General features: G+C 39.2%; 16 protein-coding genes. All 16 read right to left on the bottom strand.

From position 1 onward, the window contains the following. Positions 1–163 precede the first annotated feature (163 nt). The gene (locus tag Q5794_RS21115) at positions 164–1030 is read right to left on the bottom strand and encodes a 2-oxoacid:ferredoxin oxidoreductase subunit beta (protein WP_013058799.1); all 867 of its coding nucleotides are present in this window, start codon (positions 1028–1030) and stop codon (positions 164–166) included. Then, the gene (locus Q5794_RS21120) at positions 1017–2774 is read right to left on the bottom strand and encodes a 2-oxoacid:acceptor oxidoreductase subunit alpha (protein WP_214984445.1); all 1758 of its coding nucleotides are present in this window, start codon (positions 2772–2774) and stop codon (positions 1017–1019) included. Before Q5794_RS21120 ends, Q5794_RS21115 begins: the two co-directional genes overlap by 14 nt. Positions 2775–2791: 17 nt before the next feature. Next, positions 2792–2968 carry a hypothetical protein gene (locus Q5794_RS21125; RefSeq protein ID WP_374988411.1) on the bottom strand — a complete coding sequence of 59 codons (177 nt, stop codon included), beginning with the start codon at positions 2966–2968 and terminating at the stop codon, positions 2792–2794. Between the two features lie 184 nt (positions 2969–3152). After that, positions 3153–4070 (bottom strand): dipeptidase, encoded by a 918-nt coding sequence (locus Q5794_RS21130; RefSeq protein ID WP_374988412.1) that lies wholly within the window; start codon positions 4068–4070, stop codon positions 3153–3155. Positions 4071–4145: 75 nt separating this feature from the next. Beyond that, positions 4146–4406 (bottom strand): stage V sporulation protein SpoVS, encoded by a 261-nt coding sequence (spoVS, locus tag Q5794_RS21135; RefSeq protein ID WP_003181955.1) that lies wholly within the window; start codon positions 4404–4406, stop codon positions 4146–4148. Between the two features lie 223 nt (positions 4407–4629). After that, the gene (locus tag Q5794_RS21140) at positions 4630–5427 is read right to left on the bottom strand and encodes a TIGR00282 family metallophosphoesterase (protein ID WP_028411380.1); all 798 of its coding nucleotides are present in this window, start codon (positions 5425–5427) and stop codon (positions 4630–4632) included. Positions 5428–5508: 81 nt separating this feature from the next. Then, positions 5509–7068, bottom strand: a complete 1560-nt coding sequence (rny, locus tag Q5794_RS21145) for a ribonuclease Y (RefSeq protein WP_013058803.1) — start codon at positions 7066–7068, stop codon at positions 5509–5511. Positions 7069–7348: 280 nt separating this feature from the next. Beyond that, positions 7349–8386: a recombinase RecA gene (gene recA, locus Q5794_RS21150; protein WP_013058804.1), complete on the bottom strand. Its 1038-nt coding sequence runs from the start codon at positions 8384–8386 to the stop codon at positions 7349–7351. A 199-nt stretch (positions 8387–8585) separates the two neighbouring features. Next, positions 8586–9827 carry a competence/damage-inducible protein A gene (locus tag Q5794_RS21155; RefSeq protein WP_285229654.1) on the bottom strand — a complete coding sequence of 414 codons (1242 nt, stop codon included), beginning with the start codon at positions 9825–9827 and terminating at the stop codon, positions 8586–8588. Between the two features lie 16 nt (positions 9828–9843). After that, on the bottom strand, positions 9844–10428 hold the full coding sequence (gene pgsA, locus Q5794_RS21160; RefSeq protein WP_214984441.1) for a CDP-diacylglycerol--glycerol-3-phosphate 3-phosphatidyltransferase: 585 nt from the start codon (positions 10426–10428) through the stop codon (positions 9844–9846). A gap of 144 nt (positions 10429–10572) precedes the next feature. Beyond that, positions 10573–11571 carry a helix-turn-helix domain-containing protein gene (locus Q5794_RS21165; RefSeq protein WP_374988413.1) on the bottom strand — a complete coding sequence of 333 codons (999 nt, stop codon included), beginning with the start codon at positions 11569–11571 and terminating at the stop codon, positions 10573–10575. A 12-nt stretch (positions 11572–11583) separates the two neighbouring features. After that, complete coding sequence (locus tag Q5794_RS21170; protein WP_013058808.1) at positions 11584–12375, bottom strand: DUF3388 domain-containing protein; 792 nt, start codon at positions 12373–12375, stop codon at positions 11584–11586. Between the two features lie 213 nt (positions 12376–12588). Further along, entirely contained in the window at positions 12589–12849 is a 261-nt protein-coding gene (locus Q5794_RS21175; RefSeq protein ID WP_013058809.1) for a DUF3243 domain-containing protein, read from the bottom strand. Between the two features lie 65 nt (positions 12850–12914). Continuing rightward, positions 12915–13640: an elongation factor P 5-aminopentanone reductase gene (gene ymfI / locus Q5794_RS21180; RefSeq protein WP_214984439.1), complete on the bottom strand. Its 726-nt coding sequence runs from the start codon at positions 13638–13640 to the stop codon at positions 12915–12917. A 63-nt stretch (positions 13641–13703) separates the two neighbouring features. Then, positions 13704–14987: an EF-P 5-aminopentanol modification-associated protein YfmH gene (gene yfmH / locus Q5794_RS21185; protein WP_214984438.1), complete on the bottom strand. Its 1284-nt coding sequence runs from the start codon at positions 14985–14987 to the stop codon at positions 13704–13706. Continuing rightward, entirely contained in the window at positions 14974–16269 is a 1296-nt protein-coding gene (gene yfmF / locus Q5794_RS21190) for an EF-P 5-aminopentanol modification-associated protein YfmF (protein WP_192996261.1), read from the bottom strand. Before yfmF ends, yfmH begins: the two co-directional genes overlap by 14 nt. Positions 16270–16408 lie beyond the last annotated feature (139 nt).

A 16408-nucleotide genomic window follows, 5' to 3' on the forward strand; every position in this document is an offset into this window, starting at 1 on the left:
GCCTTCTCCTAGCTCTCCAATTAACAGCTAGAAGCCACCCCCTCCACGAAACATACGTTCGCTATCACTATGAAAAAATCCGAACGAGTTGGATTCTCCATCAAGAATCTCAGTTCAACGTTCGGATTTTCCCTCTACTAAACTGCTTTTATTGCAGCCTCTTTTACATAAATTCAGCTACTAGCTCATCAAATTTTTCCTCAGTCATGCCTAAGTCTGCTTTTGACAGCGGCTCTTCACTATAACCGTGAACAAGCTGCTGATACGACGGCTGATGCGCATTTTGGTAAATAAGCCCTGTTACTAAGCCGTTATGCTCCATTAACGTCTGCATAGCTTGCATACGATTGTTTGCATCATAACCTTCAATTGTGCTAAGACTAGTTAGGTTTTCTTTAAACCAATCATACGTGTTCACTTTGTTATACGTTACGCACGGGCTAAATACGTTAATTAAAGAAAAACCTTTATGCTGGATGCCTTGTTCAATTAAGCTTGTTAACTCTTTTAAATTCGTTGAAAAGCTTTGAGCCACAAACGTTGCTCCAGAAGTTAACGCAAGCTCCATAACAGATAAAGACGACTCGATTGATCCTTCAGGCGTACTTTTTGTCTTGAATCCTACTTCACTGCGAGGAGATGTTTGTCCTTTTGTTAAACCATAGATTTGGTTATCCATTACGATATACGTCACATCGATGTTTCTGCGAATCGCATGTACCGTGTGTCCCATACCGATAGCAAACCCATCTCCATCACCGCCAGATGCGATAACGGTTAAGTCACGATTAGCCATTTTTACACCTTGAGCGATTGGAAGCGCACGTCCGTGAATACCGTGAAAACCATATGAATTAATATAACCAGAGATACGTCCAGAACATCCAATACCTGAAATAACAGCAAGCTCATGAGGTTCTAAACCTACGTTAGCAGATGCGCGTTGAATGGCTGCTTGTACGGAGAAATCTCCACACCCCGGACACCAGTTAGGTTTTACACTGTTACGAAAATCTTTAAACGTTGCCATTTAACACAAACATCTCCTTACTTTTTGCGTATACTTCTTGCGGAAGAAATGGATTTCCATCATACTTCAATACGCTTTGAATTTTATCATGACTTGCAATATTCATTTTTAAAATATTAGCAAGCTGTCCAGTAGCATTGTTTTCAACGACGACTACTTTTTTAGCTCCTTGCACGTAAGGAAGCAGTTCGTCAGCTGGGAAAGGATGAATCAAACGAATGTGAGCGTGATTTACTTTTATACCGTCCTGTTCCAAACGTTCCATTGCCTCTTCAATGACTCCACGCGTCGAATTAAATCCAACAAATAAAATATCAGCCTCTTTTTCATGAGAGTGAACATGAATTGGCGTATTAAAACGAATTCCTTTTGTTTTACGAAGACGCTTATTCATTTGATCATCGCGGTTAACCGGAGATTCAGATGGCTTTCCTGTCTCATCATGCTCTACTCCCGTCACGTGATGAATGCCATGCTTCATTCCTGGAATGACGCGTGGTGATACGCCGTCTTCTGTTACGCGGTAGCGCTTGTAGTATTGTTTTTCTTCCAGCTCTTCTAGCTCTCCTTGCTGAAGCTTACCGCGGCGGATTTCAACGCGGTTATAGTCAAGCGGTTCTACTGATTGCTTCCCAAGTGAAAGCTGTAAATCCGTTAGCATAATAACTGGACACTGATATTCTTCTGCTAAGTTAAACGCTTCAATCGTATCGTAGAATGCTTCTTCAACCGTACTTGGCGCCATAACGATCTTCGGAATTTCACCATGCGTACCGTAAATCATGGCCATTAAATCAGACTGTTCTTGCTTAGTTGGAAGCCCTGTACTTGGACCGCCGCGCTGCGTATCTATAATCACAACAGGCTGCTCAGTGATTCCCGCTAATCCAATCGACTCCATCATTAATGATAGACCAGGTCCAGCTGATGCTGTCAGTGCACGTACGCCTGCATAGTTAGCTCCGATAGCCATCGTACATGCTGCGATTTCATCTTCTGTTTGAATAACGGTTCCACCAAATTGAGGAAGCTTTTTAATTAAGTATTCCATGATTTCTGAAGCAGGGGTAATTGGATATGCTGGCATAAAACGAGCGCCACCGGCTAAAGCACCTAACGCAATCGCATCGTTTCCAATCATAAACATACGTTTTTTACCATCCGCTGCATCTAGTTTCATTGTTTCTAATTGTTCGCCTAGCTGTTCACGAATGTAATCTGCACCTTTTTTAATAGCTTCCATGTTTTTTTGTACAACTTTTTGGCCCTTTTTACCGAAGATTTCAAGTACTACTTCTTCAAATACTTCTGTGTCAATATGAAGCACAGTACTTGAAGCGCCTATAGCAACCATGTTCTTCATTAGCGACGTTCCTAATTCTGTTGCAATTTCCGTAAACGGAACAGCATATAGCGTAGCAGTTGTACATGTTTCGGGCAGACTTGGGTTGAATTTCGCATCTGCAATTACAACGCCTCCTACGCGCAGCTCATGGACGTTTACATCGATTGTTTCCTGATCGAACGCAACTAAAATATCCAAATCATCTGACACAGATCGAACCTGAGTTGTACTCACTCGAATCTTATTATTTGTATGTCCACCTTTGATACGAGAAGAAAAATGACGATAGCCGTATAAGTAATAACCTAATCGATTTAAAGCGGTTGAAAAGATTTCTCCCGTACTTTCGATTCCCTCACCCTGCTGTCCGCCAACTTTCCATGAAAGTTGCTGTACCATAAATCAACGCCACTCCTTTAATTGCTCATAATATAGAAATCTATTTTATTGATAAAAACTGAAAAAAGTAAATTAGCAAACGATTTCATTTTCTTCTGCATTTCACCAACCAAAATCATCTGCAAAACTCCCACAGCACCTTGCCGCTGTGCAGGATACGTTTCTGCTTGAGCAGCTCCATAATCCGTTTTCAATTTTATTCCGATTGCCAGAAAAATGCAACCCTTTCCATTGAATTCTCAATCGTTTTAATTATATTTATATTTAATGAATAAGATGAAGTTTTTTAATGATCTTTTCTGCCTTCACATGAGGCATTAGTATATAAATAACCTCTATAAAAAAGAGCTTTTCCAAGAAGAAAAAGCTCTTTTTTTATTAGCTGCATACACGATCAGCAAAGTTTTGAAACAAAAAACGTTTTACCTGCTCCTCAGTGTAATGCTTAAGGAGCTCTTCGATTAAATTTGTATACTGTTCATACCTTCCGAGACGATGAACAGTTTTGTCAATGCCGTCAAAGTCAGAGCCAAAACCAACGGAGTATTCGCCTCCTCTTTCACACATGTAATCAAGATGGCGGATCACATCCGCTATTTGCGCTTTGGCAGAACTCGTTAAAAATTCAGGCACAAACGTAATGCCAATCACGCCGTTTCGCTTTATTAAAGCATGAATTTGATCGTCTCTTAAATTCCGGGGATGAGAACACAATACGTGTGAATTGGAATGAGTAGCCACTGCATATTGCGCTAGCTCAATCACATCCCAAAAACCTCTTACCGATAAATGAGAGACATCCGTCCACACTTTATATTCATTGTTCAATTCAACAACTTCTCTTCCAAAAGAAGATAACCCCGCGCCTCGAGGTTCTAAAATACCGTCACACACAGCATTGCTGTAATTCCATGTCAAACCTACTGAACGTACACCCAGTGAAAAAAGTGTCTTTAAGCGAACTAAACTTGTATCAATGGCATCGCAGCCTTCAAGCGTCAGCATTGCTCCTATTTCACCTTTTTTCAAGCTATCTATATCGCGTTTTGAACGAACCCATTTCACACCGGGAAGCGATAAAATATGACTCTGAAACAGCTGGATCATTTCTAACGCAACATCAAAGCGCTGAGCTGCGGGAACCGCTTCTGGAATATAAATAGCGAATAGCTGAACTTTCCCTTTTGCTTTTTTTATTCCTTCTAACGTCACATGCAGCGCTGAATCATATGTAAAAGATAAACGTTTATTTAACCAGAGTTTCATCAATACATCACAATGAGCATCAAATATCACAACCCACACCCCTTTAACTCTATACAAAAAGGACCTGTTTGGCTTCTATGCTTTACAGGTCCGTGGTTTTTATAATTATCGCGGCTCTACAATTAATTTAATGGCTGTTCGCTCTTCTCCATCAATTTGAATATCTGTAAAAGCTGGGATGCAGATTAAATCAACCCCACTTGGTGCAACGAACCCTCTTGCGATTGCTACAGCTTTTACTGCTTGATTAAGCGCCCCGGCCCCAATGGCTTGAATTTCTGCTGCGCCGCGTTCGCGCAGTACGCCTGCTAAGGCACCAGCAACTGAATTTGGATTAGACTTTGCTGAAACTTTTAATATTTCCATATCTAGCTCCTCCTTATTCTTTACAATGTATGATGAGAGATCATTAGACCAATGACTTAATTGATTTCAATGTTACTATATTCACGATATGTCAAACGTATTCCTGCTTGTTTTTCCTAAATATTCAAAAACTTATATTTCTACACCTTTCTTTTTTCTTTTTACGTTTTTGACAAAATAAAAAAGCCAACGTATCGTCTTTCGACACATTGACTTTTTCCCTTTATTCAAAAAACGGATGGTCTTCGTTAATTAAAATTCGCTCTGTTTTTGTTGCTTTCCCCGTCTTTTGATCAATATCAATAACGATTCCACTAAGCTGCGTTCTTCCTTCTTTTGGTACTTCAAATCGAACAGGAAGAGACGTTAAAAAACGCTTAATAACAGCTTCGCGCTCCATCCCTAAAATGCCGTCATAAGGTCCCGTCATTCCTACGTCAGAGATGTAGGCTGTTCCTTTTGGCAATATACGATTGTCAGCTGTTTGAACATGCGTATGAGTGCCGACAACAGCGCTGACACGACCGTCCACATACCAGCTAATCGCTTGCTTTTCACTTGTTGTTTCAGCATGAAAATCAATAAAAATAAGCGGAGTGCGCTGACGTGCTTCTTCAATCAGTTCATCTGCTTTTTGAAATGGACAATCAAGCGGAGCCATAAACGTTCGCCCTTGTAAATTAATCACGGCTACCTCAAGCTGATTGTACGTAAAATACGTAATTCCCTTGCCCGGTGTACCTTCAGGAAAATTAGCTGGACGAACAAGATTTTTTGCATCGTCAATAAAATCAAAAATTTCACGTTTGTCCCACGCGTGGTTACCAAGGGTAATAATGTTAGCCCCTGCTTGTAAGAACTGACGATAAATCTTTTCGGTAATGCCTTTTCCTGAAGCTGCATTTTCTCCATTCACAATTGTAAGTCCCGGAGAGTATTTTCTTTTTAATCTTGGTAAATATTCTTCAACCATTTCACGGCCTGGAGAACCAACTACGTCTCCAATAAATAAAATTCTCATGTAAAAGCTCCTATACTTCATTCTTAATCTGCATCTTCATCTCTACGAAAAAAAATAAAGTGGCGTTTCGCCACTTCATTTTTATTTTGCATACTCTACTGCTCTTGTTTCACGAATAACGGTTACTTTGATGTGGCCAGGATAATCCAGCTCATCTTCAATTCGTTTTCGGATATCTCGAGCAAGTCGATGCGCTTCTAGATCACCAATCGTATCTGGTTTCACCATAATACGAACTTCACGCCCTGCTTGAATCGCAAATGATTTTTCAACGCCTTCATAAGACTCTGAAATTTCTTCTAACTTTTCAAGACGACGAATGTAGTTTTCTAACGTCTCACTGCGAGCACCTGGTCTTGCAGCAGATAATGCATCCGCTGCTGCAACTAGTACAGCAATGATTGATGTTGGTTCTGTATCTCCATGGTGAGAAGCAATCGCGTTAATAACAACCGGATGTTCTTTATACTTTGTAGCTAATTCAACACCGATTTCCACGTGACTTCCTTCTACCTCATGATCAATTGCTTTACCAATATCATGTAACAATCCTGCTCGTTTGGCTAACGTTTCATCTTCACCTAATTCAGCAGCCATAAGTCCTGATAAATGTGCTACTTCCATTGAATGTTTCAGCACATTTTGACCATAGCTTGTTCTGAATTTTAAGCGACCAAGAATTTTCATCAAGTCTGGGTGCAACCCGTGAACACCGACTTCAAACGTCGTTTGTTCACCAACTTCACGAATATATTCGTCCACTTCACGGCGAGATTTTTCAACCATTTCTTCAATACGCGCGGGATGGATACGACCATCTTGAACGAGTTTATCAAGTGCAATTCTTGCTGTCTCACGACGAATTGGGTCAAATCCTGATAAAATAACTGCTTCTGGCGTATCATCAATAATAAGATCAATTCCTGTCAAAGTTTCAAGCGTACGGATGTTTCGACCTTCTCGACCGATAATTCGGCCTTTCATTTCGTCATTTGGCAAGTTAACAACTGAGACAGTCGTTTCAGCAACATGATCTGCTGCGCAACGCTGAATAGCAAGTGAAAGAATTTCTTTCGCCTTTTTATCGGCGTCTTCTTTTGCACGGTTTTCTGTTTCTTTTACCATTATTGCAATGTCGTGGGAAAGTTCATTTTCAACACGATCTAAAATAATCGCTCTTGCATCTTCTCTTGTTAAGCTTGAAATGCGCTCTAGCTCTGTTTGCTGTGCACGTACTACTTCTTCAACTTTGCTTTCCATCTCTTCAATATGCTGTTGTTTAACAGTAAGAGAATCATCTTTCTTTTCAAGTAACGCTTCACGTTTATCAAGTGATTCGTCTTTACGATCAAGATTTTCCTCTTTTTGCATTAATCGATTTTCTTGTTTTTGAAGTTCTGCTCGACGATCACGAATATCTTGTTCTGCCTCTGTACGAAGCTGATGGATTTCATCCTTCGCTTCTAGTAAAGCTTCTTTTTTCAAAGCTTCCGCCTCGCGGGTTCCTTCATCGATAATTTGTTCTGCACTAGACTTTGCTCCCGCAATTTTAGCTTCAGCAATCGATTTACAAACAAAAAAGCCAACAACTGCACCGACGATTAGGCCAAGCAAAGCGAAGATGATTGTATTAGTATCCATCATTTCACCTCCCCTTGCTATAAACTTGTAAGTTTTAAATTTCATGTCGGCATGTACATCGTATTCACCTTTCAATATACACACAAAGGCTTTTAAACGCTAAAATGTTTTAAAAAGGGAAAATATACATCTTAATTGTAAATCTGTGCATTTTTATTGTCAAGCCTGCCTCTACAGTATATATTGAAATTTCGTATGTTACTTTTCTAGCATTAACAATTTTTACAAAAAAAAGACCCCTTCTTTGAAATAGAGGAGTCTTTTTTTATCTCGCAGCAAATTAAATATTTAAATCGCCTTGATCGTCATCCTCAGGAGCTGGCTCTCCGTCTTGGTCTAAACCATGATGTTCACGCACTTGTCCCGCAATTTCCTGACGAATATCAGTATTTTCTTTTAAGAATTGTTTTGCATTTTCACGACCTTGACCTAGACGCTCGTCATTATATGAATACCAAGATCCACTTTTTTGAACAATATCTAGTTCAGAAGCGATATCCAAAATTTCACCCTCTTTTGAAATACCTTCTCCGTACATAATATCTACTTCAGCAGCACGGAAAGGCGGAGCTACTTTGTTTTTCACAACTTTAATTCTTGTTTTGTTACCTACAATATCGTTTCCTTGCTTTAACTGCTCTGCACGACGTACTTCTAGACGCACTGAAGAATAGAATTTAAGCGCACGTCCACCAGGAGTTGTTTCAGGGTTACCAAACATAACGCCGACTTTTTCACGAATTTGGTTAATAAAGATAGCGATTGTTTTAGACTTGTTGATAGCTCCAGATAGTTTACGCAATGCTTGAGACATTAAACGAGCTTGTAGACCCACGTGAGAGTCTCCCATTTCTCCTTCAATTTCCGCTTTTGGCACTAATGCTGCTACTGAGTCAACAACGATAATATCTACTGCACCGCTTCGAACTAAAGCTTCAGCGATTTCTAAAGCTTGTTCTCCCGTATCAGGCTGAGATAATAATAGCTCATCAATATTCACACCTAATTTTTGAGCATATACAGGATCTAACGCGTGCTCCGCATCGATAAATGCAGCCTGTCCGCCCTGCTGTTGAACTTCTGCAATCGCATGAAGAGCAACTGTTGTTTTACCTGAGCTTTCTGGACCATATACTTCAACTACACGTCCACGTGGATATCCACCTACACCTAAAGCTATATCTAACGCTAATGAACCACTTGGAATTGTAGAAATTCTTTTTTCCGTTTGTTCACCTAATTTCATAATTGAACCTTTACCAAATTGCTTTTCAATTTGTTTTAAAGCCATATCAAGGGCTGCTTGACGATCGTTCACTCAATTTCCTCCTCTATCTCTTTGAAATCATCTATAAACTGCAAACTTACTACGATGTAGTAGCAATGTCGAATTAACAACTTTCTATAACTTACTATACTAGTTTTTGAGTCGTTTGACAAGCAAAAAGCGAATAAATGTTCGTTTATTATTTTATAAAAAAAAGGCTGTTTTGGAAAAACCAAACAGCCTTTTTTCTTTATTTCTTTATCATCTTTAATACGTAATGACAGCCATAATTAACCGTTCGTGAACGAATCCCCTGGCGGCTTCCAGATAGCTGCAGGCTGTAAACTTGAGGAGCTTGATCTTTATAGGCTACCCCTATATATACTGTTCCTACAGGATGTCCTTCTTGTTTGGAGGGTCCAGCTACACCTGTAAACCCGATGCCAATATCCGTTTTGTATAACTGTTGAATACGCTGAGCCATTTCAGCCGCGCACTGCTCGCTAACGGCTCCGTACTGATTCAGCGTGTGTTCGCTCACTCCGAGAATATTTTGCTTGATTTCATAATGATAGGCGACCAGGCTGCCTTTTACAGCTTCTCCAGCACCTGAAACAGTTGTTAAACGTTCGCTGAATAAACCGCCGGTTAAACTTTCGGCTGAAGCAATCGTTAATCCTTGTGCCGTTAATTCTTTTACCAATTCATTATGTAAAGAAGTTGCTTCGTATCCATATAAATACTCGCCTACGCGCTCTGAAATGGTTTTTTCCACTTCGTCTAACATGCGCTGAGCTTCAGCAGCATCAGCGTGCTTAGCAGTTAAGCGAAGCGTCACTTCTCCATCTCCTGCTAGCGGCGCAATCGTCGGGTTGGTTTGCGCATCAAGCAAATCTTCAATTTCCGTCTCAAGCTGTGATTCTCCTATTCCGAAAAAGCGAAGAACGCGTGATTCAATACTTTCTTTTAATTCAAGCTTTTGAGCTAAAAATTCTTGACCATACGATTCATACATTGGATAAAGCTCTTTTGGAGGCCCGGGAAATAGCATATAGTGTTTTCCCTCTACCGTAAGCCCCATACCTGGAGCCATTCCGTAATCGTTAGGGAGCACTGCCGAACCTTCTAGCACAATTGCCTGTTTTTTATTGTTAGGTGTCATGACACGATTTGACTGTTTGAAATAGGCTTCAATGCTTTCAAGTGCTTCTGCATTTGTTGTCAGCTCTACTCCTAGCACACTCGCAATTGTTTCTTTTGTTAAATCATCTTTTGTAGGACCAAGCCCGCCTGTGAAAATAATTAACTCTGCACGCGTTTGAGCTGTAGCAATCACTTCTTTTAAGCGCTGTGCATTATCTCCTACTACCGTATGATAGTAAACATTAATTCCAAGTTCGGCTAATTTTTTCGATAAATACTGAGCGTTTGTATTGGCAATTTGTCCAAGCAGTAGCTCAGAGCCGACTCCAATAATTTCAGCGTTCATCATATCATCTCCATCTTACTTATTTTGAGTTAACAAAAGCCTGTTTGTTTTTAGCAAAGTAGTCCCAGCCTGAAATAACCGTAAAAATCACTGAGATCCAAAGCATTACGCTAGCAAATGGAACGGAAACCCATTCAAAAGGCAAGTTATACAACAGAATAGCTGAAATAGCTAAAATTTGAGTCCATGTTTTAATTTTACCTAACATATTTGCTGCTACAACTTCCCCTTCCCCTGCTAGTACAAGTCTTAAACCAGTGATAGCAAATTCACGGCTAATAATGATGATAGCAGCCCATCCTGCACCTGCAATTAAATCTAAGTCAACAATAGCTACAAGCGCAGCTGAAACCAATAGCTTGTCTGCTAGTGGATCTAAAAATTTGCCCAAGTTCGTGACTAAATCGTACTTTCGGGCATAGTATCCGTCTATCCAGTCTGTTGTAGATGCAATAATAAATAATGCTGCCCCTAATAGGTGAGCGATCGGAATCTCTTTTCCTGCTGCCTCCACTGTGCCAAATGGTAGCGGCACCATCATAAAAATGAGGAATACGGGAATTAGAAAAATTCGCGAAATGGTAATCTTGTTTGGTAAATTCACTTCTTCTGCCTCCAATTACTGTTACAAACTGAAAGCGTGCAAACGAAGTTGTTTGCACGGCTTTGGTTTTATTATAGCGTGAATGAGTGATTAATTCACATATTATCTTTATTTACACCCTGATCACTTTTTAAAACAGGCTGTTTACTGTGCTTCTGCCGGCTGATATTGAATCGTTACAACTTGTCGAACTTGCTTGGATGAATCAAACGGTAAGTCAACCGCTTTTCCATTTACTTTTAACTCTACTCCAGGTGAATAACCGATGTTGACACGAGCTTCAGTTTCTTTCGTCAAATCAAATTCTTTTGTTTCACCTTTTTTTAGAATGGAGCTAAAGAAAGCATTTCCTTTTCCGTTTTTCACATCTAACCAAGTATCTGCTTGAGTGGATGTTACTTCTAGATTAAATGCATCCGTACCGGAAAGAGCATACGTAGCACTTCTGCCTGTTTTTTGAACTTCCTTGTATTCTTGTTTACCGCTGTCTTTCTTTTCTTTTTCAGCTTTTTCTTTTTTAGCCTTTTCTTTCTCAGCTTTTTCTTTTGCAGCTTTTTCTTTTGCGGCTTTTTCTTTTTCTTGTTCTTTCTTATCAGCAGCACTTTGTTCATCTTCTGACTTGCTATTGTCATTTTTTGCAGTAGTTTCATTCGTTTCTTCCTGCGTGTTAGACTGCTGAACTTCGCTTTTTGGAGCTTCTTGGTTAGCCTGCTCCTTGTTTTTATCCGAGACGATATTTTGAGCGATTACCCAAATAATAATCCCAACAACTACAACTCCCGCCACCACTAGAACAGTTGGAAGGTAGTCATATGCTTTTGAAACTCCTTTTGTATGCTGAGGAATTTCTTTGCGGCTGCGAACGCGCGAAAGCTGCTGCGGCATGTCTTCTGTTTGAGTTGAAGGAATGTCTGATTTGTATTCTTCAAAAATAGCATCTGTGTCTAACCCAATTGCTTCGCAGTATTGCTTAATAAACGCTCGTACGTAAAATTTCCCCGGCATAACCTCATAATTGCCTTCTTCAATGCCAAGTAAATAGCGTTTTTGAATTTTCGTTAGTTTTTGTAAATCCTCTAACGACAATCCTTTGCTTTCTCGTTCTTGTCTTAACCTTTGTCCTAAATCTGTCAATGCTAACACCTACCAATTATGCTAAAAATCAAACATCGATAATCCACCGTCTTGAAACATTTGAGGACCTTCCATTATTTCATATGTAATTTTCTCATTGGGGTCGTTTCTTATTTCAATAATGTAGGCAAAATCATCTAACGAATACTCGGTATTTTGTACAAATACATCCGGATGCTCCACAATTTTTGTCGCGGGTACATTCATTACTTCTCGAACAAGCTGCCAGTGCTTTTCATTCGCTCGTTTTGTCGATACAATCCCGTCAATAATAAAAATATTATCAGCGTTGTATTCGTCAGCAATAAGCTGACTGCGAATCGTTTGTTTTAAGAGTGTAGAAGACACAAAAAGCCACCTTTTGTTCGCACATACGCTAGCTGCTACAATGGATTCGGTTTTGCCTACTCGCGGCATACCTCGAATGCCGATAAGCTTATGACCGTCTTGTTTAAACAGTTCCGCCATAAAATCTACGAGCAAACCTAATTCATCTCTTACGAAACGGAACGTCTTTTTATCATCTGCGTCCCGTTGAATATAGCGACCGTGACGCACTGCTAACTTATCACGCAATTTAGGCGGTCTCATTTTTGTCACAATGATATTATCCATTGTTTTCAAAATAGATTCAAGCCTGTCTATTTGCTCATGTGAATCACAGCGCAGCAATAATCCACGGCGAATATCATCCACTCCATTAATTGTGACAATATTAATTGACAACATTCCAAGAAGCGATGAAATATCACCTAAAAGACCTGGACGATTTTTTTGTATTTGATATTCTAAATACCACTCAATTTTCTCCATCAAACCCCTCCCATTTCTTGGCTGGCCTTCGAGAGGTGCCCCCTTTTTTTCACCTAGTTTAACTATAAATGATTTCCATTATATTATAAACCCTAAAGACAAGTAGTTCTACATTTGTTATGTATGTAAGCGCTTATTTATTTGTACTATTTATTTCTAAGAAAAAAGGAGCTCTCACACGCGGTGAATTAGCTCCTTTTTAGAAACGATAACTTATTTTACTGATCCGTTATTTTGAACTAATTTCACCATGCTGCTCGCAATCGCATGCTGCTCTTCTTTAGAAGCAACGCTCCAAAGGTCTGCTAAAATTCGCTCTTGATCATTTTTTGCATCAACTTGGTTTGCTAAATATCCACCAATTTGATAAGCAAGATCATGAATAACTTCTTCTTGCATCCCTTCGTTTTGCGCATGATGTAAACGGTCGCCTAAAAAATCTTTCCAGCTATCCCAGTTTTCTAATACTGACATGAGTAGCCCTCCTTAAGGTTTATTCATATCATAGTTTGTACCGTGTTTTTGATTTTATGCACACTTTATATGTACCAACCGCCATTAACCGATAATATTTGTCCCGTTATGTAGGAAGCTCGTGAAGATATTAAATATGAAACGACATCTGCCACTTCTTTTGGATATCCTATTCTTCCTAAAGGGATCCCTTCAGCTAGCTCTTTGACCTCTTCTTTTGAATAGCTGGCCATCATATCCGTTTCAATCGCTCCGGGCGCAACTCCATTTACTCGAACCCCACTTAGTGCAACCTCTTTTGCCAAAGCTTTTACAAACGTATTTTGTGCACCTTTTACCATTGAATAAAGGACTTCAAATGAAGCTCCTGTAAGTCCCCAAATGGAAGAAATCATGATGATTTGTCCGCTTTTAGCACTAATCATTTTAGGTAATAAAGCTTTGGTAATAACAAAGGGAGCCGTGATGTGAAGATAGATCATTTCTTCGGTTTCTTTTGCCGGAGTATCTGTCATTAACCCGCTAACGCTTCGTCCGCTGTTATGAATAATAACTTCTACCGGCACAATAATTTCCTCTAAAAACTTCTCCACTCCCTCTTTACATGATAAATCCGCTTGTACCGTAAACACGGTTTTTACCTTTTCAGCAAGTTCATATGCAAGCGCCTCTATTCTGTCTCTTCGTTGATGATAGTGCAAAATAAGCGAATATCCATCCTCAGCCAATTGCTTAGCAATCGCTGTGCCAATTCCTCCGCTTGCACCTGTCACAAGGGCAAATTTCTCCATAACCTTCTCTCCTTTACATGCAAAAAAGCTGATGAACATCAGCTTTTTTGACAACAATCATCTTTATTTAGGTACTACTTCACAAACCGTAAAGTTCTTTTCATCAATAATCTCGTTTAGCACATCTTTTATTTCGTTCACCTTCAGTTTTTCCAGCGTTTCAACAATATCAAATAAATTCATATCATTAAATGCATAGCGTGTAAACTGATTAGCGATAAACTCAGGTGAGTTTAATGAACGTAAAAATCCGCCGATTTTCTTTTTACGGATACGCTCAAGCTCCTCTTCTGTTAGTGATTTTGTTTTCATTTCAAGTAAAATTTGTTTAACTCGATCATACAGCTGCTCCGGTTGGTCCGTATCTCCTCCGATAAGAGCAAAACCAAATCCTCTTTCCTCCGTATAATCATAAGCAAATGTTTCATCAATGAGCCCGTCTGCATATAACTCCTCATAGTACGAAGAGCTTTTTCCAAATGCGTAATCTAAAATAATATTCATTGCTAACTCATATTTAAGCATTTCTCCACCTGAACGCTGCGGATTTTTCGCTTTTAGACCTACCATACATTTAGAAGACTGCACCGGCATTTTTAGTACTTGTTTTTCTTGATCCACCTTTTCAGGCTCTTCGTCAAAATGACGCTGTATGTCGGAGATTTCTTTATAATCTTTTTTCTGCTGATTGTCTCGAACTTGCTTCATTACCTTTTCCGCATCAATAGGACCTACAATGAACAACAGCATGTTGCTTGGATGGTAGAACGTTTCATAGCATGTATACAGCAAATCTTTATTAATATGTGAAATCGATTCGATCGTGCCAGCAATATCAATTTTAACAGGGTGGTTTTTGTACATATTTTGAATGGTACCAAAATACAAGCGCCAGTCCGGATTGTCGTCATACATTGTAATTTCTTGACCGATAATGCCTTTTTCTTTTTCGACAGTTTTTTCTGAGAAGTACGGCTCTTGTACAAAGTCCACTAATGTTTCAAGGTTTTCTTCAAAATTTGACGTACAGCTGAATAAGTAAGCTGTGCGCGTAAAAGAAGTAAATGCATTAGCCGAAGCACCTTGTTTACTAAACTGCTGAAAGACATCCCCGTCTTCTTTTTCAAATAATTTATGCTCTAAAAAGTGTGCGATTCCGTCCGGAACTTTTGTCATTTCATTTTCATTTAGTGGTACGAATTGATTGTCAATCGATCCGTAGTTCGTTGTAAAGGTAGCAAACGTTTTGTTAAACTCCGGCTTTGGCAAAATATATACCTGCAGCCCGTTATCCATTTTTTCATGATACAGCTGTTCCTGAAGCTGCGAAAATTCAATTTTCTCCATTTTCTTCACCGCCCGTTCCTGTTAAGAAATAAATTGTATCCATTTCAATTTTCTCAGCCACTTTAATAATTTCCTGCTTAGATACCGCATCAATATGCTTTAAGTATTCGTCAATTGAAATGTCTTTGCCTGTTAATTCATTATGATACATAACCTCTACTAATCCTCGTGGAGTATCCACCGTTTCAAGCAGCTGATTGTGAATGACGGCTTTTGTTTGAGCAATTTCGCCGTCTGTGAACGACCCTTGCTTCATCTCCTGCATTTGTTCTTTAATAATAGTAACGGCTTGGTCGTAATTTTTAGCATCAATACCCGACATGACCATCAGTAATCCCTTATGACTTTCTACCCTTGAAGCGGCATAATAGGCTAAGCTTGCTTTTTCACGCACATTGATAAATAGCTTAGAATGTGAGAAACCTCCGAATATACCGTTAAATACTTGCAGAGCAAAATACTGTCTATCTCCGTATACAACATTTGTGCGGTAGCCGATATTTAATTTCCCTTGTTTTACTTCTTGTTTTTCCACTACTTCATTTACTTTTGAGATATCTTTAGACGTAATAGAATCTTCAATGTCTTTTTGCTCGCGCTTTGGTAACGTAAATGTTTCTTTTACTGTTTGTAAAACCTCTTCGACTTGCAAATCGCCAATAGCATAAAGGTGAATGGCATCTTCTTTTAACACCTGCTGATAATAGGCGTACAAACTTTCACCTGTAATTTCTTCCACGTCGTCAATTTGACCGTTTACATGTAAAGAGTAAGGTTCTTCCTTACACATTTCTTCGACTAATCTTAAATTAGCATAGCGCATTTTATCATCAAATACGGCTTGAATTCTCTGGCGAAGCGAACGCTTTTCTTTTGTCATAATATCCTTTAAAAAAGAGTCCCCTTTAACTGCTGGCTTTAATAAAATATCGCCAAGAAGCGCTAACGCTTTTTGCAAAAGCGGAGTTGAATCTTTCAAATATTTTTCATTCGCTATATCAATGCGAATCGTAATATCGTGGTTATCACCTTTTTTTGTTAAGTCTACTTGTAAAGTAGCACCATAAAGCTCATCTAAATATGTACGAAGCTTTGTCGTAGACGGCAGCGACTCAGTAGCGCTTTGAAGCACATAAGGTAAAAGGGCACGCATTGTCACCGTTTTCTTATCTAAAGGGGCATTTAGTTTTAAAATGAACGTGTTTGTTTTGTACTTAGCTGTTTGAATAGTGTGAACAGTCAATCCTTCTAGTTCATGTTTTTGTTCAGTCAATAATTTCATATATAAACCTCCTTTTAAATTTTGATGTATTAACTAGACAATACTTCTATTTTGAATCTTTAACGCTAATTTTAGTCTTATAACCACTATATCGAATTCAAGGAAACATTTTCAAGTAACTTGCCGCGCGCTTCCTCAT

Origin of the sequence: Priestia megaterium (genome assembly GCF_041941685.1) — a bacterium.
GTDB classification, from domain to species: domain Bacteria; phylum Bacillota; class Bacilli; order Bacillales; family Bacillaceae_H; genus Priestia; species Priestia megaterium_C.